This window comes from Bacillus sp. UNC322MFChir4.1 (assembly GCF_000746135.1).
In the GTDB taxonomy this organism is placed as follows: Bacteria; Bacillota; Bacilli; order Bacillales; family Bacillaceae_G; genus Bacillus_A.
Genome location: NZ_JQKQ01000010.1, coordinates 1 through 26606 on the forward strand (window position 1 = coordinate 1; position 26606 = coordinate 26606).

General features: G+C 33.2%; 28 protein-coding genes and 3 pseudogenes. 5 read left to right on the forward strand and 26 right to left on the reverse strand.

The annotated features are described in order from the left end of the window. Together BR72_RS03015 and BR72_RS25185 are read left to right on the forward strand one after the other, a co-directional pair. Positions 1-278 (forward strand): transposase (locus BR72_RS03015; protein ID WP_035429985.1); only part of this gene is annotated, 278 nt, incomplete at its 5' end. A gap of 107 nt (positions 279-385) precedes the next feature. Further along, positions 386-1711: pseudogene (locus tag BR72_RS25185) on the forward strand (IS3 family transposase). Positions 1712-1989: 278 nt separating this feature from the next. On the opposite strand, the gene BR72_RS03030 reads toward BR72_RS25185, so the two are convergent. From BR72_RS03030 to BR72_RS03080, 10 genes are all read right to left on the reverse strand, one after another. Continuing rightward, positions 1990-2394: a hypothetical protein gene (locus BR72_RS03030; protein WP_035429990.1), complete on the reverse strand. Its 405-nt coding sequence runs from the start codon at positions 2392-2394 to the stop codon at positions 1990-1992. 17 nt (positions 2395-2411) lie between these two features. Further along, positions 2412-2684 (reverse strand): hypothetical protein, encoded by a 273-nt coding sequence (locus BR72_RS03035; protein WP_035429992.1) that lies wholly within the window; start codon positions 2682-2684, stop codon positions 2412-2414. Positions 2685-2712: 28 nt separating this feature from the next. After that, positions 2713-3210, reverse strand: coding sequence for an SMI1/KNR4 family protein (locus tag BR72_RS03040; RefSeq protein WP_035429994.1), 498 nt, complete (start codon positions 3208-3210; stop codon positions 2713-2715). 110 nt (positions 3211-3320) lie between these two features. After that, the gene (locus tag BR72_RS03045) at positions 3321-3806 is read right to left on the reverse strand and encodes an Imm30 family immunity protein (protein ID WP_035429996.1); all 486 of its coding nucleotides are present in this window, start codon (positions 3804-3806) and stop codon (positions 3321-3323) included. Between the two features lie 560 nt (positions 3807-4366). Further along, positions 4367-6937 (reverse strand): type I pullulanase, encoded by a 2571-nt coding sequence (gene pulA, locus BR72_RS03050; protein WP_035429998.1) that lies wholly within the window; start codon positions 6935-6937, stop codon positions 4367-4369. A 595-nt stretch (positions 6938-7532) separates the two neighbouring features. After that, positions 7533-8045: a GNAT family N-acetyltransferase gene (locus tag BR72_RS03055; RefSeq protein ID WP_331280384.1), complete on the reverse strand. Its 513-nt coding sequence runs from the start codon at positions 8043-8045 to the stop codon at positions 7533-7535. Between the two features lie 117 nt (positions 8046-8162). Beyond that, a complete protein-coding gene (locus BR72_RS03060; RefSeq protein ID WP_035430002.1) occupies positions 8163-8651 on the reverse strand; it encodes an SMI1/KNR4 family protein in 489 nt (162 codons plus the stop codon). Between the two features lie 256 nt (positions 8652-8907). Further along, positions 8908-9288 carry a C2 domain-containing protein gene (locus tag BR72_RS03065; protein WP_051957204.1) on the reverse strand — a complete coding sequence of 127 codons (381 nt, stop codon included), beginning with the start codon at positions 9286-9288 and terminating at the stop codon, positions 8908-8910. Positions 9289-9464: 176 nt separating this feature from the next. Then, complete coding sequence (locus tag BR72_RS03070; RefSeq protein ID WP_051957213.1) at positions 9465-9944, reverse strand: SMI1/KNR4 family protein; 480 nt, start codon at positions 9942-9944, stop codon at positions 9465-9467. Positions 9945-10321: 377 nt separating this feature from the next. Further along, complete coding sequence (locus tag BR72_RS03080) at positions 10322-10840, reverse strand: SecY-interacting protein Syd (protein ID WP_197059919.1); 519 nt, start codon at positions 10838-10840, stop codon at positions 10322-10324. A 162-nt stretch (positions 10841-11002) separates the two neighbouring features. Between BR72_RS03080 and BR72_RS27415 the strand changes: the two genes are divergently transcribed. After that, a complete protein-coding gene (locus BR72_RS27415) occupies positions 11003-11203 on the forward strand; it encodes a hypothetical protein (RefSeq protein WP_156107890.1) in 201 nt (66 codons plus the stop codon). 95 nt (positions 11204-11298) lie between these two features. Here BR72_RS27415 and BR72_RS03090 read toward each other — a convergent pair whose 3' ends face one another. From BR72_RS03090 to BR72_RS03105, 4 genes are all read right to left on the reverse strand, one after another. Beyond that, positions 11299-12117 (reverse strand): SPL family radical SAM protein, encoded by an 819-nt coding sequence (locus tag BR72_RS03090; protein ID WP_035430009.1) that lies wholly within the window; start codon positions 12115-12117, stop codon positions 11299-11301. Positions 12118-12148: 31 nt separating this feature from the next. Then, a complete protein-coding gene (adaB, locus tag BR72_RS03095; protein ID WP_035430012.1) occupies positions 12149-12682 on the reverse strand; it encodes a methylated-DNA--[protein]-cysteine S-methyltransferase in 534 nt (177 codons plus the stop codon). After that, positions 12666-13304, reverse strand: coding sequence for a bifunctional transcriptional activator/DNA repair enzyme AdaA (locus BR72_RS03100; protein ID WP_035430014.1), 639 nt, complete (start codon positions 13302-13304; stop codon positions 12666-12668). Before BR72_RS03100 ends, adaB begins: the two co-directional genes overlap by 17 nt. An 88-nt stretch (positions 13305-13392) precedes the next feature. After that, entirely contained in the window at positions 13393-14106 is a 714-nt protein-coding gene (locus BR72_RS03105) for a 2OG-Fe(II) oxygenase (protein WP_035430016.1), read from the reverse strand. Between the two features lie 207 nt (positions 14107-14313). Here BR72_RS03105 and alkA point away from each other — a divergent pair, with 207 nt between their 5' ends. Further along, positions 14314-15225, forward strand: a complete 912-nt coding sequence (alkA, locus tag BR72_RS03110; RefSeq protein ID WP_035430019.1) for a DNA-3-methyladenine glycosidase II — start codon at positions 14314-14316, stop codon at positions 15223-15225. 814 nt (positions 15226-16039) lie between these two features. Here the strand turns inward: alkA and imm47 are convergent. From imm47 to BR72_RS03140, 5 genes and pseudogenes are all read right to left on the reverse strand, one after another. Beyond that, positions 16040-16828: an Imm47 family immunity protein gene (gene imm47 / locus BR72_RS03115; RefSeq protein WP_035430022.1), complete on the reverse strand. Its 789-nt coding sequence runs from the start codon at positions 16826-16828 to the stop codon at positions 16040-16042. Between the two features lie 188 nt (positions 16829-17016). Then, positions 17017-17558: pseudogene (locus BR72_RS03120) on the reverse strand (RNA 2'-phosphotransferase). 280 nt (positions 17559-17838) lie between these two features. After that, a complete protein-coding gene (locus BR72_RS03125) occupies positions 17839-18381 on the reverse strand; it encodes a DUF2247 family protein (protein WP_035430024.1) in 543 nt (180 codons plus the stop codon). 77 nt (positions 18382-18458) lie between these two features. Beyond that, positions 18459-18965 (reverse strand): ankyrin repeat domain-containing protein, encoded by a 507-nt coding sequence (locus BR72_RS03130; RefSeq protein WP_035430026.1) that lies wholly within the window; start codon positions 18963-18965, stop codon positions 18459-18461. Positions 18966-19864: 899 nt separating this feature from the next. After that, on the reverse strand, positions 19865-20578 hold the full coding sequence (locus BR72_RS03140; RefSeq protein ID WP_035430029.1) for a class I SAM-dependent methyltransferase: 714 nt from the start codon (positions 20576-20578) through the stop codon (positions 19865-19867). An 827-nt stretch (positions 20579-21405) separates the two neighbouring features. Between BR72_RS03140 and BR72_RS03145 the strand changes: the two genes are divergently transcribed. Continuing rightward, entirely contained in the window at positions 21406-22227 is an 822-nt protein-coding gene (locus BR72_RS03145) for an alpha/beta fold hydrolase (protein WP_035430031.1), read from the forward strand. Between the two features lie 53 nt (positions 22228-22280). Here BR72_RS03145 and BR72_RS03150 read toward each other — a convergent pair whose 3' ends face one another. The 7 genes and pseudogenes from BR72_RS03150 to BR72_RS03175 form a co-directional block, all read right to left on the reverse strand. After that, positions 22281-22631, reverse strand: coding sequence for a hypothetical protein (locus BR72_RS03150; protein ID WP_035430032.1), 351 nt, complete (start codon positions 22629-22631; stop codon positions 22281-22283). Positions 22632-22969: 338 nt separating this feature from the next. Beyond that, positions 22970-23317, reverse strand: a complete 348-nt coding sequence (locus BR72_RS03155; protein WP_231559661.1) for a hypothetical protein — start codon at positions 23315-23317, stop codon at positions 22970-22972. Positions 23318-23445: 128 nt separating this feature from the next. Further along, on the reverse strand, positions 23446-23841 hold the full coding sequence (locus tag BR72_RS03160) for an immunity 22 family protein (protein ID WP_035430035.1): 396 nt from the start codon (positions 23839-23841) through the stop codon (positions 23446-23448). 333 nt (positions 23842-24174) lie between these two features. Next, complete coding sequence (locus tag BR72_RS03165) at positions 24175-24579, reverse strand: Imm1 family immunity protein (RefSeq protein ID WP_035430037.1); 405 nt, start codon at positions 24577-24579, stop codon at positions 24175-24177. Between the two features lie 535 nt (positions 24580-25114). Then, positions 25115-25531, reverse strand: coding sequence for an SMI1/KNR4 family protein (locus tag BR72_RS03170; protein ID WP_035430039.1), 417 nt, complete (start codon positions 25529-25531; stop codon positions 25115-25117). A gap of 98 nt (positions 25532-25629) precedes the next feature. Next, a pseudogene (locus tag BR72_RS26940) lies at positions 25630-25695 on the reverse strand (cytoplasmic protein); the annotation flags it as partial. A gap of 155 nt (positions 25696-25850) precedes the next feature. Then, positions 25851-26324 carry an Imm30 family immunity protein gene (locus BR72_RS03175; RefSeq protein ID WP_035430041.1) on the reverse strand — a complete coding sequence of 158 codons (474 nt, stop codon included), beginning with the start codon at positions 26322-26324 and terminating at the stop codon, positions 25851-25853. Positions 26325-26606 lie beyond the last annotated feature (282 nt).

Below are 26606 nucleotides of genomic sequence, written 5' to 3' on the forward strand. Positions count from 1 at the left end.
AAGGCTGTTATAAAGAAGGCGCAAAATCAAAAACGTATTCAGTCACGATCCACTCAACAGAACATAGTAAACAAAAAACTTTTCAAGAAAGCGAGCTGTTCAAAGAAAAAGCAAAAGAGCGCTATAAAATTGAAGCGAAAAATAGTGAACTCAAACATAGACACGGGTATGATGTGGCATCTTCCTCGGGTCTTATTGGCATGCGAATGCAAGGGGCGATGGCCATATTCGCAGTTAATTTAAAACGAATTATGACATTATTAAAAGGGAAACAGTAACAAAAGTATAGAGAGAAAGGTCGCCTTTTTTGTTTTACATATGTTTTATGAGATGAAAAACGGAAGTTTTTCAGTGGCCTCCCCCCCGACAGAGAGGTGCTTTTTATATGCAGAAATTCTCTGAATCAGAAAAATTAGCTGCTGTTCAGCGTTATGTAGATGGAAACGAATCATGCAAAGCGATCGCCAATGCACTTGGTATGGATAAAAGTGATTTACTCCTTTTTATTAAACGATATGAATATCATGGAGTAAAAGCTTTTATAAAAAACTATACAACGTATTCTATGCAATATAAACTAGACGTACTTAATTATATGAGCGAACATAGGACGTCGATCCGAGAAACAACTGCGATTTTCAATCTTTCTACAACGAAGATGATTCGAACTTGGAAAAAACAGTTTGAATCTGGTGGAATCGAGGCCCTAGAACCAAAGGAAAAGGGGCACCCATCTATGAATAAAGAAACAAATAAACAAACGAAAAAATTATTACCAGCTGAAGGATCTATTGAGGCACTACAAGTCGAATTAGAGCGTTTACGTATGGAGAATGCGTACTTAAAAAAGTTGAATGCCTTAGTTCAAAACAAGGAAAAATCACCAAACAAGACAAAGCACAAGTAGTCTATGAACTAAGGACTGAATTCCCGGTGAAAGCACTCCTACAACTCGCGGATATTCCACGTAGCACGTACTATTACTGGGTGAAAAACGCCGGGCAACCAGACAAAGATGCGGACTTGAAAACTTTAATTCAATCGATTTATGATGAGCATGAAGGACGTTATGGATACCGCCGTATTCGAGATGAGCTCGGAAATCGAGGCCAACGAGTAAACCATAAAAAAGTGCAACGTATATATGAAGGAATTGGGTTTGAAATGCCTAGTGCGTATGAAGAAATATCGTTCGTACAAAGGTACAGTCGGCAAGATTGCACCAAACATCTTAGATCGAAATTTCAAGGCGGAAAAACCAAATAAAAAATGGGTAACAGATATTACAGAGTTTAAATTATTTGGTGAAAAGCTATACCTATCACCAATTTTAGATTTGTATAATGGTGAAATTATTACGTATACAATCGGTTCACGACCAACCTATTCACTTGTATCAGAGATGTTAGAACAATCGTTTGAGCGACTTTCAGAAGATGACGAGCTTCTTCTCCATTCAGATCAAGGTTGGCACTATCAAATGAAAAAATATAGAGATGCGCTAAAAGAGCGTGGTATTACGCAAAGTATGTCACGTAAAGGCAACTGTTATGACAACGCTGTCATTGAAAATTTCTTTGGTATTATGAAATCTGAATTTCTGTATTTGAAGGAATTTGAAAGTGTAGATCAATTTAAGAGAGAACTAGTGAAATATATAGATTACTACAATCACAAACGAATTAAGGCAAAATTAAAAGGCCTGAGCTAAGTAACAATACCGAGTTCAGACCTTAACCGCCGCATAACCAAATAACCCATCAAACTTTATGGGGTCACTTCATTTAAGTGGTGGGTAGTTGACATTGTATTGAGCACATAAAAAATTTCTTACTATATTTTACACGCTTTATATACTGGTCCATTTACATTTGACAAAATTAATATCATGAAGGAAAACTTTTTTACTAATCTAACTCCCATTGTGTAAACAAATTATTATAATAAGGTACTAAAGAACATATACATTAATTTTATACTTAACCTTGTTTAAACAGTTAGTAGCACTACAAGTGATTTAAATAAGAAACTAATGGCTGATAAGATAGATAATATGAGGAACAAGTATTTCAAAAACTTCATAAGATATGCACCTGGTTTAAAATCCTTCAGTACGTATATCATATTTTTGAAAACGAAGTAACTGAAAACAAGCGCGTTAAAATTAAATCCATAACCTAAGTAAATTAAAGTTTTAGTAGGTAAACCTATAAATCCACTTGCTCCCATCATAATAAATGAGAAAAGAAATGCTAATCCATATGGAATATAAGTTACCTTTGAATCTCTTAATCTCTTTTTCTGTATTAATAGTCTTATAAACATAACAATGAACCATAATTGTAAACCTAATTCTACTAATCTAATTACATATTCTCTCCAAAATGGTAACACGCTACTCCCCCCTTTCACTACTCTTTGTTTAAATTAATTTTCTTATTTTTCGTTTTTCTGCTATTTTTCACATTTTTAATAAACCATCTTACCCAAAGTACAATAAGTATGATATAACCAATTATAGCTGATGGATTTAATATGTACGTGTTTATGAATTCTGCTGTTCCGTCAAATCCTTCATTGGTAAATTCACCCCAGGTTACAAATTTCATCATTATCCACATACTTGTATTCATTATAAAACCACCAAGTAATAGAATATTATAATCGTCTCTTCCGTTATTCATATCAATGCACTACCCCTTTTATGAATGGCTATATAAGTCCATCATAAGCATCTCCGAGTGATACAAAATCACTCTGCAACCAATACCAATACTTCCCCTTATTATGTATAAATCTTTCAAGTAGATCTGCAAACGATGTTGCAATGGTTTGTGATTCCCCTACAATTCCATGACGATCAAAGAAGCTGTCATAACATTTCCCTAATCTATTTTGATGCAAATCAATTGTTACGTATTCTTCTTGTCTATCATTACATATAATATACCAATTTGAAGTTATATCATCTTCACACAGCTCACCTATTATTACCGGATTTGCTAAAATAAATTTTTGTGGAGAGACTATATAAACTGAATACTCCTCATTCTCAAACAAAACCATTCCTCCGCAAAGACTGTAAAATTCCTTTACATCTTCAGGTAGGATATGCTTCGTCTCGTCAATTATTGGTAATCCTGCAGGCTCAAGCACACGGCAATCAGATAAAGATTCTATTTGTGCAATGAGTTGACTGATTTTTTTCATTTCTATCACTCCTAAAGTGATATTGATTATATTCTTATTAGCGAATTTGAGTACATTTTTACAGCTACCTTCATCTCATTTATTTCTACTCAAATTCCTTTTGTACAATTTCAATTCACTTCATTGATTGCCAAATGATTTAACATAAAATCAATCTTTTCCGTATATAAATCCGGCATCTCACTCTTTATATTACATAAAATATCTTTCACTATTTGTTTCGTATACTCATCAACCTGTTGTAAAGCTTTAATATATGGAAAAATTAACTCTTCTGAATTTAAAAGCGTTCGATGAATTCTATCTGCCCAAAATTCTGCCTGAGGTGCCATATTTGGTATTCCACTCACTAACTGTATAAGTCCATCTTCTAATCCATTCCGGCTTGCAATATAAAAAATAGTTTCAATTACATAATCGTCTGCAGAAGGTTCTGCTACATCATCCTCAAATATTTTACAAAGCTCTGGGATCACCTCATTTCCTGCATGAAATGATAATTCATTTAACATTTCTTCAAATTTTTCAATATCATCACCTTTATTTTCCATAAAGCGCATCTTATATAAAATAGCAAGTTGTTCTTTATAATTCACAATGTACCTCCTGATTTTATCCCGCATTAACGGGCAGTAATACTCCCACCTCAAAATTCAGCGAAAGCAAAGAAGTTAGGCGGGAGATAAACTGCCCGTAAAAGCCCGATTGGTTCAACTAATAATCAGTGGGGGATGAAGAAAACCCCCACTGATTAAAGTTTCACTTTATCCGCAGCGTTATTTTCAACTATTTAATCTTGTTCTACTGAATCCTCAATTCATTTTCTATACTTTATTGATACTCACTAGTCACTAGGATACGGAACATGATTTAAACAATTATTGTGTAAAAAAAACAGCAGAGTTTTTAAAATCTCTGCTGTTTTCTATTATTTAACTTCTAACTTGAACAAATTTTTGATTGAATACACCATCGATTCCCTACAATTTTTCATCTTTTTTCCACAATATCCATATTATCATATTTAGAGTTAATTTATTGATAATAATATGAATATTTCTATCTTTTACTTTATAGTCTTTAATAAGAACCCTGTTACTCTCCCGATATGGTTAGTGGATTTTTTAAGCAAGAGTTTCTTGTATATAATCTATTCTTATTTAATCGGTTTTTCTGTTTTTAAAACAAATGAACTTAATGCAGGAACCTTAATCTTATTATCATGGAAAACATAAAGCACTTTATTTCCTGCATGTTCACCATCTACTAGTACTTTCCAAGGACCTTTTGATGGAAGAGTAATTTCCACCGCTTCTCTATTCGCATTGTGAGCTACAACAAAACATTCCGTTTTATCACCATTTGCTTTGCCATCTATTGTATAAGCTACAACATTTTTTGGCGCATCAATGAATGCTAGATGTTTTTTTATTTGTTCAGCAGATGTCATGCGAAAAGCTGGATGGTTGTTACGCAACTCTATTAAGCCTTTCATATAATCCACTTCTTTACCGAATGCCACACGGCGCCCCCAATCCATCTGGTTAATAGAATCAGGAGATTTGTAGCTATTATGATCACCATATTTTGTACGCATGAACTCTTGGCCTGCATGCAAGAAGGGAATCCCTTGCGATGTTAATATGATGGAAGAAGACAGCTTGTGCATTTGTTTACGTACTTCTTCACTGTCGCCAGGATTAGTCAACGCAAGCTTATCCCATAATGTATTGTTGTCGTGTGCTTCAACATATGTCAGAACCTGCTCAGGACCCTGATAAGTAGACACTTTTTTATCATAGTCCATACCAGCCGTAATTCCTTTTTTAATGCGTTCTTCCATGTTTTGTTTTCCGTTCACAAAACCATTATCCTTATCCTCAAATACACTGCCTTTCAACCCATCACGAATATCGTCATTAAAATGAGCGATTCCTTTCATTTTCTCCGCATTTTTTTGAGTTGCCTTCAACTCAGACGCAAGAGGGGTATTTAAATCCCACCCTTCTCCATGAATAATAATAGAAGGATCAATTTTATTAACGGCTTTACGTATCGCATTCATTGTTTCGACGTCATGAATACCCATCAAATCAAAGCGGAATCCATCTAAATTATACTCTTTTGCCCAATACGTGATGGAATCTACCATGAATTTCCTCATCATCTTTCGTTCAGAAGCCGTATCATTCCCTACGCCAGTTCCATTTGCAAGTGAACCATCCTCGTTGTAACGATAATAATAACCTGGAACTAACTTATGGAAATTGGATTCAGCCGCATTGTACATATGATTATATACCACGTCCATCACAACACGAAGATCATTATCATGAAGTGTTTGAATCATCTGCTTTAATTCAGTAATTCTAACAGTCGGCTCATAAGGATTAGTAGAATACGAGCCTTCTGGTACATTGTAATTTTTCGGATCATATCCCCAGTTATATTGTGGTTCATTTAACTTTTCTTCATTTACTGAAGCATAATCAAATATCGGTAAAAACTGAACGTGAGTGACACCAAGATCCTTAATATGATCAAGACCTGTTTTTACACCTTCAGGTCCTCTCGTTCCTTTTTCTGTTACACCAAGATATTTTCCTTTTTGTTTAATACCACTTTCAGGTTGAATGGAAAGATCACGTACTTGTAACTCATAAATAATCGCATCTTCCGGATTTTTAAATTTCGGCTTTTTGTTACCTTTCCAATTTTTAGGATTTACTTCTTTTAAATCAATGACTGCACCTTTATCACCGTTAACAGAAGCAGCACGCACATATGGATCAACGGCCTCAGTCCATTTATCACCAATCTTCACCTTATATGTATAAAAAAGGCCTTTTTGATCACCTTTAAGCTTTGCCGTCCAAGTTCCTTTTTCACCTTGTCCCATGTTTATTTCAGTACCTTTTTCATCACTCCATTTTTTGTAAGCGACCAACTTTGCCTCACTCGCAGTAGGAGCCCACAAACGGAACTTTGTTTCCCATGGCGTATATACATTACCTAAATCATTACCATCATAATAAAATAAATGATCAAATTCCTCGCTACGAATTACTTTACCAATTTCAGTATTAGCTTCAATGGAATTTCCCATTTTGATTTTGTATGTTTTTTTTAAATCAAGATTCTTTTCTGTAATGATTTTGACCTTATTGGTCATATCTCCATTATTTGTATCATAAAGACTAACTTTCTCTATGTTAACGCCCTCAATTTCAATTTTTTGCTCCTTACTATTGAATGGAACATTGGTAGTTATAGTAATTTCATTGAAACTATCAATAGTGGCCTTCTGAATAGAAAGTTCAGAAGAAGGTTTAGAATTGTATACTTTATCATCGCCAGAAAGAACCCATACTTCAGCACGGCCATCCTTAATACTTTCAATCCAACGATCACCACCATCTTTTTCCCATTCATTCGTACGAACTATAAATCCTACACGATTATGGTTACCATCAATCTTTACCTTAGCATACTTACCAAACTCATCTTCCCCAGTAAATTCATAGGACCTGCCACTCGCACTTTCAGCCCACATCCAAAGATTCCAATCTTTTGTATTTCCAGACTTCTCCTTATAATGAATGATAATTTCAGTTGTTTTCGTATTTGAATCTGCTTTCGCAATCTGAAAAGAAAAACTAGATAATAGCATCACAATTACAGTAAGCAATAACATCGTCTTGTTTATTAATTTTTTTGTAATTTGCACTCCATTCATCCTTTCTTAAAATATTACGAACAATTGATTATGTTCATTTCAAAACTATGTGTTACTAACTAAGTAACACTGCTTAAGTTAATCTAAAAATCTCTTTTATAACACCCCCATATTGAATGTATTCGTATTTATTTCAATGATCTTTTAATAAGAAAATCAAACATGAAAAGAAATAACGAAAATTTACGAAAACGTTTGCATTAAACCTCAAAAAAAAGATTTACTTATTCCTTGCTATATCTCTAAATATCAAAAGATCATAGAAAACCTTTTTAGGAAACCGTTTGTTATCGCTTTCAATTTTATAGTACTTTCTATAAAGGGGTCAATATATTATTAATTAACTGTTTTTATTCTGTGTACATATTTCAAATTTTGTTAACATTTAAAGTTGCAGATCATTGAAGAGAGAAATCATGGATATATTCTGACTTTGAAACTTCATTGTAGCTTCAACGACTAATACAATTACTACTCTTATTGCTAAGTTAGACTTTTTTCGGAGTGATTGCTCACTCCGATTTTTCTTTTCGTTATGATCCAGTTTCGATACGATTTCAAGTATGATTTTTGAAAATTTACTACATCATAGTTCAATCCAATAACGCTGAACAATTTCGCCGGTATTAGGGGAAATTACTTCATTTTCTAAGATACCTCCAACTCTTTGAATGGTTTTGGCAGAGCCGATATTTGCCTTGTCACAAGTTATCAACACTTTCTCTAATCCTAATTTTTCCGCTTCCAATAAGGAAAGCCGAAGTTGTTCAGCAGCGTAACCCTTTCGACGTTCGTCGGGGTGCACACTATAACCGATATGTCCGCTCTCCACCAGTAATTCTGGTGTTAATCGATGGCGGATGTTGATGAAACCGACTAAATCCCCCTTTTCAATGCTCAAAAACTGAGTGGATGGAACTCGATTTGGTGGTAAATCTTCTCCTTTTTCTTGAATTTTGACTTTTTCAAGCCATTCGTCAATGGTATCAAAATGTTGTAAGGAACAACTACCATACGGTTGTTCTCTTGATATTAGGAATGCCTCTCGATAAGCCATGATTTGTTCGCTATGCTGGTGTGCTGGTTTCACTAATTTCATTGTCATCACCTTTCTCCTATATCATTTTTTACATTACAGTGTCCTACTCATTTCTCCCCACTAAGTAGCTTTCTTTCATTAGTGAATGTTAAAAGATTTTTTTATTTGTACGATCTATCAATCATGCAATTTATTTAAAAACGCAGTGAAAGTACTCGCTACATAAAACACATTTTCTCTTGCTACTTCCTCTGCCTCTTCTACTGTAATTCCTTCACTTCTCATCAACTCTTCTTTTTCCCATGCACCTTCATACTCCCAGAAAACAACTATTGGATTCTCTTCGTGATTTTTATAATCAAAACAAATTAAGTTTCCTGCAGGGTCAAAAGCAAATGGAATTAATCCAATTGGTAAGATATCATTGAAGTCATTATATACATCTACAATATACTCACCACTATTTTCATCAAAAGATAATAACGTTCCAAATACTCTTTCTATTCCTTGGACGTCAAAAAGTTCTGGTTCTACATTTGCTCCATTATTTTTCGATACACATTCAACATACTCATGAGGAAAATCAACACCTAATTCTTTTCCAACTTTCTTTACATATTCTTCACTTACAGCTTCGTCAGCAAATTGCCATTCTATTTTATTCATTTCCTTTTATACCCTAATAAGGTAAAACATTACTATTATGTATCTCTAAAATAACTAATTTCATTACATTATTTTCATTTTCAAATTCTTTATTAATTCAACAAGTGAATTAGCAAGCGGTTCATTTTCTTCTGTTTCAAAATTCTCTATGAATACCTGCCTCGTTTCATTATCAACCGTAATAGCCCTATTTTCAGGAGGGATGAATCCCACTCGAAACCGTTCAGCAGTACTCTTCTAATCTTTTATCCTAAATCTATTTTTCGGGTAAGACATATTCTAAGTATTCCTCATCCCATACAAGCATGTGATCATCTACATTCACGTGCCACTCAGCATCTAAAATGACAGAACGAATTTGTGAAAGCAATGCATTCCAATGTTGAAACCCCTCCCATAGTGCATCATCTCTGTTGGCGGGTAACCTAGTTGAACCTGCGAAGATTTCATCGTCTTCCATTAGATTCTCTTGATTATATACAGTAAACCCTTCCCAGTCATATCCTTCACCCGTATTATGATATTTCTCAATTTCTTTATCGACGGAATATTCCAAAATCAATTTATCAATAGCTTCCTGTTCAACGGTAGTAAGCTTTTGTTTACGGTTTGCAGAATAATAAATAGAAACACTCATTTTATAACCTCACTTAATTCGTATTATTTGAGATAACTGTAAATCCCTATTTAAATTTCTCCAACACTTATGATACTTTTACTATTCTTTCTTTACATTCATCACAATTTTCATATACTTGCTTAGTATCAAGTATATGAAAATTGAAATATACAACTTAATAAAAAAATTAGTAATTAAGGGTTCTTCAACCCATTAATAAACTCCTTGAAACTGTCAGCAACTTTATACGTATTTTTTTCTTCGCTAGATTGCGGGAAATAAAAAGAGTGATCCCAATAATATATGCCATATTTATCAGCATCTGTAATGAGTACAATTAATCCTGAACCCGGATCGTCTCCTATTATTAAACTATTTGGTAACATATCTTCCTCAAATTCTTCACAGCATACACTTAAATCAAAAGGTCTCTTTACATCTATACCATACAAAACATCTAAAGGAATCTCCTGATTTAGCTCTTTAACAAAAAATTTACTATATCTAACTTTCGAAGTTCCTCCGTTATATTCACTTAAAAACTTTTTATAATCTTCTGGAAATGGAAATCCTAAGAATTCTTCTATTTCCTCAATCGATTCCTCTGTTGCTTTACCAAAAGCATTTAAATTCGTATATTCCCCCCTATTTAATAACTTCTTAGCTACTGACATTCTGCCCATATGTCGAAACCTTCTGTGCATGTCTTTATTGATATCTTGAATTGTTGCTACATTTGGATGATGGGGCTATCTGTAACTTCCCTTTAGAAATACAATTCTTTCTACTCTAGCAATCATTGACATAGTTCCATCGTTAAACATTATCCCAAAGAAACCTTTATTGGTGAGGGGGTATATAAAATTTTGGATATCACGCATAATAAGTTTAGTTACGCCCCATACTAATTCCCCACTGTTTAAATTTAGGAGTTCGTGATACAAGATAACAGAGTGTCACCTACTATGGATAGGGAGAAAATAATATACTCCTTATCAAAAAAAGACCGCCCAATAATAGACAGTATAGTTGAATAAGCGTTCCTATTAAGTTATTTCTTTACTCTCAAACTGGAAATTAGTTCATCTAAGCTATTTGCAATTCCTTCAAACGAACCCCTTTCAAAATCCTCCAATTCAATCTTTCCATCTGTGTTGTCTAGAACAACTATTAAGCCATTCCCCTCTACTCCTATAGGAATTTTATCAATCCTATTATCATGATTATCTTTATAACCTTCTAGGGTACTTTTAAAAGAATCTAATTCAATATTTGGCAATACAGCTTCTAATTTAATATAATGATTATCAATAAAACCATCTAAATCAGCAAACCAGTAAGAATTAAAATAGTCATTAATCGAGGTATGTAGTTTAATATTTAATCTTTCTTCAATGCCCAGCAAATGATGCTTAGTATTTTTTTCAACAGGTTTCCACAAAATCTCCTCTTCATCATCCATTTCACCTTGATAAATGAACGATCCAACATCTTCATTGTATGATGTTTTAAACAGAAAATCTAACCCTTTGTCAAAGTATTCTTTTCTTAAATCAAAATATTTGTTCATAGCATCTTTCATTATCAATGAAATCACCTTCACTTTTCTATTTCTACTGGTTTAATAATAGGGTGCGCATATTGTGTGAAATCTGAAAATCAATGTCTTTAATTTTAATGCTACACAACTTAGTTACATCCTTACAATAGATTTCAAGAAGAAAGCGTCCATATGACAAACGAGAAATGTAGTGAAGAGTTTTTAAAAATGGTGGCTGAATTATATCGTCCAGGACAATCTGTAAAACAATTAAATACGCGATGTTTAACGTATCCACCTTTTGCTATAGCTCTAAGCGCTGAGGGACAATCTAACCTTCCATATAATTTACTCGGTCGATACCCACCAAAAATACCCGGTGTATCACTTTGATATGGATGCATATCGGCACCCAACAGGGTGAATGTCTTTTTTCTATTTTCAGCACTTTTCTCATTATCTTTATACATGTAATCACTTCCTATTTTTTACGGCTCAAACCCAGCCTGGCTCACATAAACGTGATTTTCCGGAAAGATTTCAATAAATCGGTTATATACTTTTTTAATTACATGTGGTCCATACCATTCTTCTAAACCAAGTTGGGCATATTTTTTCTCAATACCAAGTTTTCTTGTGCGTTTTCCACCACTGCCATCGCCCATGAAATAGTCATCAATACATATCCGATCGACGAATGGCTTCAATTTCACAGGAAAATATTCCCCACTCGGTAAGATGGGGGCTATAGCAGCTTGGGTCGGTATTCCCGTAGCTGCTAATTTTTCCAATGTCTTAAAGCGCGCCTGGATTGGGGGTGCCTTTGGAGTAAAATGTTTACGTATCGTTTCCGAATCTGTCTCAATTGTCATACTTACTCGAACTTTATCTTTAAAATGTTGCAGCAAATCGATATCTCGACTTACAAGTGGGCTTCTAGTCTGTACGAATAGGAAGTCAGGGGGATCTTCTACCATAACTTCTAGTAAAGATCGCGTCACTTTTTCCTTATGCTCTATTGGTTGATACGGGTCTGTACTTGATGACATAAAAATGGTTACATTCCCTTTGGCTTTGGCACGATGAAGCTCCTTTTTTAATAAATTCGCAGCTCCGTTTTTAACATCGACCCAATTTCCCCATTCCCCTTCTCGAAAAAGAGATACAGGCATTTCGCGTACATAACAATAGGAACACCCAAATGAACAGCCTGTATAAGGATTTAGTGAATGAGTATATCCAGAAAGAAAGCCAGTCCCTTTATTCAGAATGGTTTTCGGACTTTTATAGAATAATTCACTTTTCATGACGGAACCTCCATTCATTGTACGGTAATAATTACTCATTGCTAGATGAAGCTCGCTTTTCCAGATCCAGGAGCAGTGTCTTCATTTCTAATCCGCCCCTATAGCCAGTTAATGAGCCATTCTTTCCTATTACACGATGGCACGGTACAGTAATTAATACCGGATTAGCCCCAATAGCCGCGCCTACAGCACGAACAGCTGCTGGTTTATTTATATCATTTGCAATGTCGGAATAGGATTTCGTCTGTCCATAAGTAATTTCACAAAGTGCATTCCAGACTGCTAGCTGAAATTGCGTACCTACGTACTCAAATGGAACAGTAAAGGTTTTCCGCTTTCCTTCTAGATACTGAGTGATTTCAACGACATAGGGTTCAAGCTTTTCATCATCTTCAACAAGAGGACTTCCTGGAAAGCGTTTCTTAGCCCATTCGAACAATTCCTCGAATGGTTTGTTCTGTGAACCTACAAACACAAGCCCCTTTGAAGTTGAAGCAATATAAAAATTCCAATCCTTAAACTTTAGTAAAGACCAATAAAGGGTTGGTTTATTCTTTTTTTCCATTGTACTTTTCCTCCATTTTACTCATTTGACGAAATTGTGTTGGTGTCTGTCTAGTTTTCTTTTTAAATAAAGTAATAAAATAAGGCGCGTTAGCCATACCCACACATATGCCGATATCTCCAATCGCTTTATTTGTCTGAATCAAATACTTTTTAGCCGCGTGTACTCTAACTTGTTGTATATACTCAACCGGCGTAATGCCTTTAATCTTTTTAAATGTTCGATGCATATGATACGTACTCCCATGACAAATATCCGCTAACGATTCTAAAGTTAATTTTTCTGTGAAATTTTTATCAATGTATTCAGTAATTAAATCAACCCACTCGCTATCAGGCAGATTTTCATTAGTGGGCTTGCAACGTTTACAAGGGCGAAAATTTGCGCGGAGAGCTTGTTCTGCGTTTGGAAAAATGCATACATTTTCTTTTTTCGGAACGCGAGATTTACAGGATGGTTTACAGAATATCCCTGTCGACTTTACAGCGTAGAAAAATTGATTATTGTACGCTGCATCATTATTTATAATTGCTTGCCACTTTTCATCTGTTATCATTTCTACATCATTAGAAATTCTATGATCATGGCTCTCTTTATGTCCATTATTGATACTATCCGGCATTTATCTCACCTCTCCTTATAATATACTCCCCATAAATTCAGAATGTACAATTCTAGGAATGGAATAGCAAGATATTGAAGTTTAATTTTTATTTAGAATTGTGAAAAATGATTCCAAGACCGTATCGTTCTCCGGAAGTAACCGTGCTTACTCCGTGACGAACCGTATTTTTGTAATATCCTTTTCTACCTAGAACAGGTCTATGGTTAGTAGGAAAGATCAGTGCACTGCCTTGTTCTAAAGTAATTACATGTCCCCTACTCTGAGCACGAGGAATTTGTTCCACTAATAGAGATTCTCCACCGCGAAAGTCTTTATCTCGTTGATTTAATACAAATACTACTTGAAACGGGAAAAATATGTCGCCATATAAATCTTGATGCAAACAATTAAACCCGCCTGTTTCATACTTTAATATTAAAGGTGTCGGTCTAGTTTGTTCATATTCTTCACAGGTGTTCAAAAAATCTTGAAGATGATCTGGAAACTGTTCTGTTTTCTTTAAATAACCCAACCATCGATTGGCTATTTTGGCCAATTCTAGATAAAAGGACTCTCTTAAACTTTGGATGATTTCAGGTAATGGATAGGAAAAATATTTGTACTTCCCATTTCCAAAGCGATATCTCGTCATATTGATTGTCGTTCTGTATGACTCTTCCTCACAATACAATTCTATGAAGAATTCACATTCCTCTTTTGTTAAAATCGCTGGAAGCTTTGCAAATCCTTGCTCATCTAATTCATCTTGAATTGAATCCCAATTTAAGTTCTCGACACGTGTTTTTATATCTTGGACCATTTTTATCCACTCCTATTTAGCATTCTTGATAACTAACACTATAACCTCATAAATAGAAAAAAATAAGGTATTTAGAATGTAATAGCAAGATAACAAAATTAGTAAAGATTATTATGTGATAAAGTAAAATTTCAATCAGTGTAAGTTTTCTTATAATTATTTTGTAAATAGTACAGAAAATCTTAATAAGATGAGGAGAGTGAAAAAGTGACATGGCATGAAGTCAATGATGTTATTGTAATTACATTACCTGAAAATTTCGACATGAATGCTAACCTAGGCTATCTAACAAGGGAAAAAAATGAATGCATGTATGAAATAGAGAACGATATAATTACAAAAGTTATAGCCATTGGGGAAATTCGGTCCTTAGTACAGGTAAGCGTAATCAATAATAAACAAATGGTTGTTCAATTCCTAAATGATTCTAGACCTATTGAAAAGTGGAAACGGGAAGAGATTGTAAAATATATTCATGAATGGTTTGATCTTGATAACGATTTAACGCCATTTTATGAAATGGCAAAAGCAGACCCATTACTTAAAATGCCTGCCCGAAAATTCTATGGATTGCGAGTTGTCGGCATTCCCGATTTATTTGAAGCTTTATGTTGGGGAGTTTTAGGGCAACAAATTAACTTAGCCTTCGCGTACTCCTTAAAGAAGCAATTTGTAGAAGGATTTGGCGATTCCATCGAATGGAATGGTAAAAAGTATTGGGTGTTCCCACCGTACGAACGAATTGCACAATTAACACCTACCGACCTAGCAGATATTAAAATGACGGTAAAAAAAAGTGAATATATCATCGGAATTGCCAGATTAATGGAAAGTGGAGAATTATCGAGGGAAAAATTAATGAAAATGAACTTTAAAGATGCTGAAAAAAACTTAATTAAAATACGAGGAATCGGTCCTTGGACAGCCAATTATGTTCTAATGCGCTGCCTCAGGTTCCAGACAGCTTTTCCAATCGATGATGTGGGTCTTATTAATTCGATAAAAATATTACGTAATATGAATCGAAAGCCTACGAAAGATGAAATCTTAGAAATATCGTTTCCATGGAAAAACTGGGAATCATACGCTACCTTTTATTTATGGCGTGTCCTTTACTGAATAATTACAACTCAAACCGGAATGTACTCAATAAAAAGAGAATGAACTTTAAAACCTAATCCCTTCATTAATTAATCCTATATAAATATACAAGCACCTTGTTTAGGGACGACAAGTATAAGACAAACTTTTTAAAAGGTGCTGTTTGCCTTCTTTAATAGGGATTGGCTTTAACTCCTAGATTGGGGAGACCCTAGCCTATCTGGAAGACTTTGCTCTTCCAGATTATGGACCGATTGCGGAAGAAACGCTAATATTATGAAGATATGTTCTTTTAAATTAACTTGTTTAATAACATTTCACTCCTCTAGTTAGTTGATTCACTTTCTTTAAATCACCCACACTACATTGTTTCATCGTAATATCATTACTTCTAAATATATCAACTAATCTATTTAGGTATTTCATTATTTACCTCCTATTACTCGAACAACTTTTATATTAGAGAAATCTTTTTGAAATTGATCTACCAAGTCTATACAATTATCACAGTAAACTCGCTCAGAAACAATTTCTATTTCGTCCTAAATATTTGAAGTATCCTCATACTTAAATCTTAAATATTCAGCATTTTTTTATTCTGTATGGTTAATATAATTAGAAATAGGTCCAATGTAATGATAAGCTTCTGGTTGAGATGATTTAAAGTTTCCTTTACTAAACCATTACATTATTAATAAAGAAATCCATGAAAAATCAACCCCGAAAACAAATAATCATAATATTTAAATTAAATTTGTTGTCAAAGCGGATTTTTAATCAAATTTCTATTCAATTCTAGTTTCTATTAGTATTTACTTTTTGCATGTCAACTTTATACTACTAAATGACCGTAAAAATACTTTTCTCCAACTTTCCATTCTCTTTTTGTTAATACATCAATATATGACATCAATTCTCTATATTTTTGATCATCTATTCCCATACCATACTGAACAGGACATTTGAGCCCACTCCAAATGGATAAAATAGACGGGATTGTAATCACATCAAACGCGGTTTTTTCTCTTAAAGAAATCATTACCTTCGGAATTAATTCCTTTACCAAATTCCCTGGAAATGACAAATCATTATGATAGTAATATTTAGTGATATCATTATTTTTAATGGACTCCGAATATATTTCTCCAAATTCTTCTACTGATAATTTATAATAGTCATCGCTAACTCCAAGCATTAATGTCAGTGTATTTCTGATTGCCTTCTCAACAAAAGTATCCTCCCATTCTTCTAATACAGCGAGAAGGTATGGAATCACATTATATGAAAGAGTGTCTCCTGCACTTGCTACAAAAGTATGAACACCATCTTCAGAAGCATTTGAAAGAAATTTCAATTTATTAGTGTCTAATAGGTCATCGTGAGTAGCTATCGAGCAAAAAAGTCTTGTACATAAATTGAGAATAACCTCATCTTGGGTACTATTCATTAGTTGTACTAGCAATTCCTTTACAGAAAAATCTCCTAATTTTAACAATTCATTAAGAATGCAAAAGCATTCTTCCTCTGTTGTAGCATTCTGAAGCTGAAATTTAAGAGTTTGAATTGTATCCTTGGGAATTTCTCCATACCAAATATCTTTTACCATATTTTCTAAATTCATAATCTCTCTCCTTATTGGGCATGTATTTATCAGTAACCGAGGAACTCACAAAATGGTAATCTACATTAGCGTTCCTTAACCACTTTCTACTTAACATGCCCACTGTTTGCATTCGCTTTTTAGCTTGTTCTTTTTAAATTTTCTTTCTTCCCCCTTAGAATCTAGCAAAATAACATTTCAAAAACCATTCATTTTTTAATTGATATAAATTCTATTGGAATAGAATCTGAAAGCCATACCTTTTCATTTCCTAGATAAAATTTAATTCCCTTTTTTTGAGCTTCTTCTGTATCAATTATTAAGATAACAGGACAGGGGTTTTTCGTTTACCAACTAACTTAGCTGTTTCTATATCTTCTGAAAGATGAACATATTGCCTAGACATTGGTAATAAACCAAATTCGTTAATGGCATCCATAAATTTTGGTGAAGTCCCATGATATAGTTTTCTTGGGGGTATAGCTTTCTTTTTAATAATCTTCATTGGAACAGAATGACCATATAAAGCTCTAATTTTTCCATTTGATAATTCGTGCCGCTTTTTTTCTGATATTAAAATCATTTGTTCTATGTCTTCTTGCGTAATATTTTCCCATTCTTTTGATTGATGCAATGCAGTTAATAACTGATCAACTGGCACCCATCCTTCGTCATCTAATTCTAATTCATACTTCCACGGAGCATGACGAAGCGCATAAGAAATTTCTTTGCTCATTTCCTGGTAATTCATACATTTCCCTCCCACCAAAACCTCTACTTATTCAGCTACAAATGCATCCATTTTGCTATTTTCAAAGAAGATTGCAAAATGATATAAATCCCTAAAATCTAGTTCTTCTGGATTCAAATCTCCAATCTTATCTACTCATTCAGAAATTTCAATCCTTCAACTTAAAAACCTTTAAAAACAATAACCTCCCTAAGATAATGTACTTATCAATTATTCATATAAATTTTCAATCTCAGTAAACCAAAAACATCCCATTTCTCAATAAACTCCTCTGGTGAAATCATTTTTTCACCTTTCTGTTTTGTAAGTATTGTTGTTCTTTATGTAAAAAGTCATTAAAAAAACTGATTAATCTTACTATATGTTCTTCTTCGGAGTATAGCAATGGGTTATAGCCGTCTTTAGGAGGCATATAATTAATAAACCTTTCCATATCTTCCGGATAGTCAAAGTCAGCATATACTTCAACAATTTTATTTAATAATTCTTTAGGTTCATCTTGATACATTTCTTTTAAATGCTTCAGAATACTAAACCTCCATTTTCTTTTTTCACATTTCCATAAACCAGAATCCTTTAATAAGTCTTCATCATTTATCTCTTTCAATATGTTCTCTAGTATTCTCTCATATTCAATGTCATTTTTTCCCCAAGCAAGTTCTATAATGAACTGATTATTACATTCTTGATGAGTAGACAAAAATTCCACAGCATAATTAGTTATGTCACTATTTTTAATTATACTAAGTTCTAGGCCTACATATATTGTTTTCCAGTCATATTTTATTTTGCTTTGCTTTAAAATATCTATAGCATAATCCATTATATTCACCTTTAATCTTTTGGATTTTGATTAGAAGAACCTATAATCATGTTTCACATAAGAACTAATAACTAGTACTACTTTTCTTCAAATTTACCCTTTAGATATTCAGCAATTTCTGTTTGTCCAAATTCTCTAGCATATTCATAGGCATCCATATTGTTAATCCTTTCACCAGTATATCTAATTGAAATATCTATACCCTTTTCAACTAGAAATTCGACTATTTCTTTATGTCCGCCATAAATCGCTCCAAATAATGGATTTCTTTTTGCTAGGCTCACATCTAATTCTGTGCCAACTTCTATTAGATATTTTACTATTCCAAAATGCCCTGCTCCTGCTGCCAAATTTAATGCAGAAGCATCAAATGTACCACCTCTAGCATCAATATCTATACCTTTTTCAATTAGATACTTAACTATTTCAAGATGTCCTTTCTTTGCTGCTACATGCAACCACGTACCAAACGAAGTCATAGTATTCAATATTTCTGTATCATTTCCTATTAATTGTTTTACCTCATTAATATCACCAAGTTTGATTGCATTCCTTATTGCTTTGTTTATACTTTTTTTATCCAAAACAAATCCACCTTAATTTTAAATTATCTTCTACTAGCTAATCCCCTAATTCTTCAAGAACTTCAACAGCCTTTACTTGAGTTACAACGCTTTCTAAAGAAGCAAAGTCACGTTGCCCTGTTACAGCATTTGGTGCCCAGACAAGATTTTATTTAGCTATTAGTAGCTCACGATCACTAATTAATTTTCTAAAATACTTACCAAAATCAATTTTAATTAACGCCTCATTATATTCTCAAGTAATACCTAAACCAGACATCTTTTTACTAGGCTCAAAAAGCTCGTCTACACTGAATTTATTATTTTGAATAGCATTTTTAAGCTTGTTTATCTTAGTGGAATTGGTATTAACTTCCTCAACTATATCATTAAAATTCTCGCTAACAAGGTTACTCATACCCTTATAATACCTTTTTCACCTTTCATTCTAAAATGCAAAAAACACTCGTTGTTTTTAATACAATCAAGTGCTTTAAGTTCATACATGTTCTAGTCTTTATGTACATTTTCGATTCTATCATTACACATTTTTCCTTCTCGAATTCAGTGTGCGATACGTAAAACATCATCATAATTTTCCTCGTATAAGACCTTTTATATTGGAAAAGTCTTTAAACATGATTTTATATAATTATCATTAAAGTAGGATAAATGTATATCTATATAACGAAAAAATGCTATTCTTTTTGTATATTTCTACAAAAAGAATAGCGTATTTTTTATTGTTTAAATACAAATTTATTTCATCTTAATAGCGATGATGTGCTATCCCATCAATATTTAATGTATTTAGAAACCTAAAAGGAACCATACAGATTTTTTTGAAGGGTTTCTTCCTTCACATAGTCTTTGCTAACAGAAAAAAATATACTTTGTTTAAGAAAACATCATTCATTTTACTACTCAGTAAGCTTGTTCATAAATAAGGCTGTCCACAGTCCAGAGACACCAAATACTTTGTTCGATTGTTTTATCTCTTTCATTCTACGTATTTCTACTTCAGAAAAGTCTCTAAAGATTGCTCTAAGTTTTTCATCTGTAAAACCTAATCCACCTTTAAGACTTTGTAGTTTGTATACTTCCCAATCTGTTATGTCCGCCCCACCTAATTCTCCGCCTTGAACAAAACAAGTGATCGCAAAATAACCGCCTGGTCTTAAAGCCTTTTTTACCAAATTTACGTAACTCATTCTTCTATGTGGAGCAATATGATGAAAACATCCTGAATCATACACAATATCGTATGTACCTTCTTCAATTTGTAAATCAAAGATATTGTTATAAATAAAATTCACATTTACATTTTTTTCTTTTGCTCGTTCTGTTGCCCATTGAATGGATTCCTGTGATAAATCTACTGCATCAACTAAGCATCCGTTTTCAGCAAAGTAAATTGCATTCCTGCCTGGACCACACCCAAGTTCAAGAACTTTTCCTGTATTAAATAATTTTTTTTCAAAATAACTAACTAAGTTCTCATCCGGTTTATTGGTGAAAAAGGGAATCTCTTTTTCACGATTAGAATAAAAATTATCCCAAAATTGGGCTGGTTCACGCAATAATGAGTCTAACATACTCAATAAATCTTCATAACTACTAATTGTTTCTTTCACATTAACCCCTTCTTTCCACTTAAATCTTACATTCTAATTGTACTAATAATTAGAATAATTCGTGTTTCACCGGGGTTAAAAACACTTTAAATTCAAATAAGTAAAAACTCTCTACGCATTCTTATTTATGCTAATTTAACACGCATAAAGGTACCTAATTTTCGTTTTATATTGCTTTAAAAGTATTTATCTTACTCTTTGTCAAAATCCAATCAAACAATTGGAAACACCCTTAGAATTAGAATTTAATTTTGTTTTTTCAGAATCATCATTACAATCGTTACGATAATGTTACAAATGGAATAGCTATACATTCTCATTAAATAAAAATATTTCTTTGACATTTTATATAAAAATATGCTTTGAGTTGAGAGATGTGCGGCGCTATCCCTTGTAATAATCAGACTTTGTCAAACCATAAACAACAGTATCTTCATAAACTCCCCAGTACAAACAGCTCTGTTTAAATGTTCCTTCATGTTTCAATCCTAATATAATGAAGGGATTTTCTATTCCATCAAGACAATTAATGACATTAAATAAACAGGCTTTAGAAGCATTAAAAATTTTTTTATATAATATGTATCGCCTATATCATTCAGAAATTATACTGAATCCCACACTATTTCAACGTAACAATTTCATTGTTTCGTCGAGACATGGTGAGTTTGTTTCTTAGTTAATTTCTGCATTTTATATAATTCGCCAATCATATAAAGTAAAGAGGACTAGTGATTTATGGATATAACCATAGTTAAAAGTAATAAAAATTGGAACTCCTTATTAAAACTTTCATAGTGAATAAGAAGAAAGGAGTAAGTTTATCAATGATTGTAGTAAAGAATGGAACATTGCAAGTACCTGGAGCAAGCATCTGCTATGAAGTACGCGGAAATGGCCCTGTACTTCTTTTCATTCATGGCGGTGGTGGTGACGCTGACAAATTCTTTAATGTCGCTGACCATCTTGCTGATCGGTATACAGTTGTTACTTACGACCGCCGGGGCCATTCCCGCAGCAATCTCACCAATCGAACTGAAGATTACTCCGTGGAAACACACAGTAACGACGCTCATCGCCTCATAGCCAAATTGACCGATGAACCGGCGTACGTATTCGGAAGCAGTTCCGGTGCTGTCATCGGACTTAATCTATGCATACACCATCCGGAGCAAGTAAAGCTACTGATCCCTCATGAACCAGTCTTATTGCAGCTTTTATTCAGTGAAGAACAGATCCAAGCCAGAAAATTTATGGAAGACCTTAAGAAGAATCATCGAAGTGAGGTCGTAAAGTTATTATCAAATTTAGGAGTAGACACTAACAATACCGAGCACTCAAAGGATATGCAAACAGAGCAGGTTTTGAGTAATTCAACATATTTCGTTAAGTATGAAATCCCTGGAATACTTAATCATTCGCTTGATATAGATGCTTTAAAGACTGCATTAAAATCATCATCAATACAGGTGCTTCCAGCTGGCGGAAGTGCCTCACGGGATTTTTTCGCTTATCGCTGCGCAGTCGCATTAACGGAACAACTTGGAACAGAGATCGTGGAGTTTCCTGGACATCATGGGGGCTATAACACAAGTCATCATAAAGAGTTTGCTGAGAAATTACACGAGATTTGTTCTTCACGTTTATAAGGACAAATAAAAACTAGCACATTTCATTTTGCTAGTTTTTATTTATTTCAGAGCTACGATTCATCCAAGTCATCCCCAAACATTAAATTATCGATTTCTTCTATGTCCTTTGCAATGCCTTCTATTGTCTCAATTAAATTCCTTACCATTTCAAGTGTAATCACTTCTTCATCTTCATAAATTTTTATACTTGCTCCCATTGAAAGTAACTCCTCAGCAGATTTTACTAAAGATTTCAATTGATCTACATCATTATAATCACTTTCAATTACAGGCTTTTCCGTTTCCATATCTTGTTTTATTTCACTTATCGATTTAGATGTTTTCTTTCTTAACAAAGGAAGATATTTATTAAAATTCGAATCATTAAGGACTACTAAATTAACCGTGCCCAACTCTACCATTCCCCCCATAATGAAAATGCTATTATCTCTTTAATTGGATTTCCTGAATCTTAATACATCTTTTGTAGAAGTTTTTGCTCCTATAACTTTCCCTTTAACCTAATTTTGTAGCATATATTAATCCTGATTCAATCTGCAGATCTCCATTTGACATGACTCATCTAATTCCCTCTCTCTCAAAAAACATTTCCATTTATACGATTTTTTCTCTAATTCCTAGAAACGACTCAGTACACCTAAACTAGTAAGCACATCAGGTAAGCCTTCTTCCCCAATTCCTAACGTTATATATGTATGACAAGAACTTATATTTTTAGAGCTATATATTATACAGATTTTCATTTTTTATCCTCTTCAATTTCCTGTATAATACTCCAATCAACACCGTCTTCTAACTCATTCTCAAGTTCTTCTAGTAACTTAAACTCTTCTTGTTCAATACCCGCGTCATATCCATAAACCTCAAAATATCTTTTTTTATATTTCGTATACCAATAATATTTGCTATACATTATCTTATGTTTAGTTTCCTTAGCCATTAAATTTGCTACATTTCTACTTAAAAAATCATAGTAATCACAAAATCCCTTTAGCATCTCATCACTAGTTATCTTACTAATAACCTTAGTCTCTTTATCTAGTTCAATTAATTTTTTCAATTCAAATTCATTCATTATTTCCATCATGTTATTCCTTTCCGTTCTGGATCGTGTTTATTATCACTAATAACAAAAGGAAACCAATTGATTAAACGGAATTAAACTACATAATCCTTTTCCTACTTTATTATTTTTCTACTCTTTCATTTAGTCCTTTACCACCTATCATCAACAATTACAGTATATTGAGCAACACCGATGCATTCCAATTCGTTATTTTTATATGTAATCCTTGTTTTTCTAGCATCATATTCAAAATTATAAACTAGAATCACAGTATTAAATTCTTTTTTTAGATTAATGTTATCAAATTGTTCAGAAAATTGATCAGAAAATGAAAAACTCTGCAATAAATCTTGAATATTATTCACCGATGTTTGGCCAGTCCATTTCTTTTCAACTAAATCACGGTCGTAATAACCTAAGTCGAAATTTCGTTCGAATATTGAGGGTATGCTATCTCCATCTTCCGTATATTTAATATTTGTATAGTTTTCAAGCTCATCATTGCTCTCAAAATTCCCAATCCATACTGTTACTTTTTCATTCATCTTATACTCTCCTTTAATCCTTTTGCCAAGATGATTTTTCTGTTTTATAATCTATCTCCTTTATCAACATACTTACTATTTCTTATGAACCATAGTAGACTCTCATGCTGTACCATGAACTCCAGCTTTGCAAATGCTTTCTTCTACACTTTCTAAAAGTTCCTTTAAATAAAGTTTTATCCCTTCTCCACCTCAGACCGGGATAGAGTTAAGATTTAAAAACATTATATTACGTCTTTTGACTATTTTCCCTACAAAAAAGCACTTGTTGCCTATCATAGATAACCTCATGCATTTTCTGTTATGAGTTTTTGATCTAAATATGAATATTACTTAAAATCCATGCTCAAAATCTATATCATATAGATCAACCCATTCTATACATTTTGGTACTGACTTATTTGTGATAAACTCCTCTATTATACGATACGCCATTTCACGGTCCACATAACTACAGGTGGGTATCTTCATCGGTTCTCCTCCTACTAAATGTCCAACTGTTTCTATTTCACGATTTTTATTAAATGTTACTAAATAATCTGGATGTCGCATGATAAAAAAACCACACGGTTCATCATAAAATAGAACTAATCGGCCCTCACACCCTTCGATTTCAAAACACGAATCCCCACTACCTTGGTTCCAATAGCTCTCATCCTTATCAAATATTACATCCCTTATAAAACTTTCACTTGGATTTTCAACGGGTTCTCCAACTGTTCCATTATATATAATCATTATTAGCTCCCTTTAATTTATAACTTTTATTATTGGCTTTGTATTTCCACTAATAAAAACCTCTAACTCATCCGTACCTAATCTTTTCAATAAAGCTAGCAATCTCTCTCAACGTATCATGCGCATTTTCCGGTCAACATACATGATAACTTTTTTAGATAAAGTGAAACTTTAATCAGTGGGGGTTTTCTTCATCCCCCACTGATTATCAGCCCTCACCAATCGGGCTTTTACGGGCAGTTTATCTCCCGCCTAACTTCTTTGCTTCCGCTGAATTTTGAGGCGGGAGTATTACTGCCCGTTAATGCGGGATAAACTTCCTTGTTTTTCAACCACTCTTAAACTCTTTACTTTTATCAGAAACTTTCTCATTACCATTAATGGGTCACTCGTTAGCGTTTATGATAAATCTTTATTTTGCTTTTTAAACAAAATAACTTCGCCCTCTAAGGTATTCTACTATCCAAGGAATAGGAGGGCATAATTGATAAAAAATCTTGACTAAGCGATGAGTACTCGATTAGCATCCGAATAATTATTCTGAAAACTTATCTACTAAAAATGTATAAAAGTTTTTATATTCTCTTAGTCCCCCTTCTTCATCTTGCTCCCAGTCAATAATCGGACACTCATTTTCGACTAATCGTGAAGTATCAAGACAATACACACCAGCCCCATAGTTCTGTATTACAACGAATCCCATTGGTAAACCGTATTCTCTCCATTCTTCAGTTTCTCTTACACAAGCTGGAACCTCATGGAGTCCACCTCCGAAAATCTCCATCCCGGCAACTCCTCCAGTTCCATATTCCCTCAAAAACCACTTGTAACTTTCTGGTAAATCCACATTAAGTTCTTTCTCAATATTTTCGATTTGACTATCTTTTAAGGCTCCAACAAAAAACTTTTTTGGGGCATTTTTTATTAATTCAATAACTTCCCCTTTACTCACTGGTACCATCCCCCATATATATCAGGATTCTTAAGAAAAAGCCCATTCATAAGAATCAGCTTTTATTTATTCTCAGGTAAATAGACAATCGTGCTTCCTTATGGATACTTACCCTTCCAGCCACAAGGCCAATCACCAAGTTTATAAATTTTAAAGATTCTTTCTTTTTGTTTTTTATTCTTTCTTCACTTGGTATTTCTACTATGTCAAGGTATTATCGTTAAATCACCTTTCCTGTATACTAGTATGAAACAAATAATCCATAAAATTATAACCATGGAATCATGATTCAACTACTTTTCTCATTATCCCAAATGACTTAACAACTAACTTCCTTAAGTATAAAATTAACTTTGTCGGAGTATTGTTTTGGATGTTTATCACTTATTTCTTTCAAAATCATAATTACTTCTGCTTTCTTGGAAGGTGTAACATTTCTTAAGGCATTTATATATGGAACAAATAAATCTTCTGTATCTAAAACATTTTTATACAACCTTTTAGCACAATATCTAGCCTGTGGTAAAACGCGGCTTATTCCTTTAATTAATTCACTTAACCCCTCTTCAATTCTATTTTGTTCCATAATATAAAAAATGGTTTCAATCAAATCACCAATCATTGAAGGTTCATCTATCTCATCATGAAATACACTACACAGATCAATAATGACTTTAGTGTCAGCAGTTTGTGCTATTTCATTTAGAGTTTCCTCAAATACTTCTATACTATCATCTTCATGCTCAAAAAAACGTATCCTTTTTAAAGTTACTATCATATTCCCTAGAGACATTCTTTCCCCTCCACCCTATTTTTCTTACTAGATAAGACCATTATACAAAGTATTTCATACTCCCTATTTATTTGTTAAACTATATAAATTTTCCTATGTTTTATTTAATTTTAATTCGTATACTCTTACATCAAACCACAGTTTTATAAATCAAATCCTTCTTTAGTTCACATTCTCTCCATTCATAAATTGATGTTTTTAGTAACCCTTCCGTCCTTTACTCCATTTTGAAAAAAGATTGATTAAAATGGAGTCTTTGTTACGTTAAGTACGTTTCTTCAC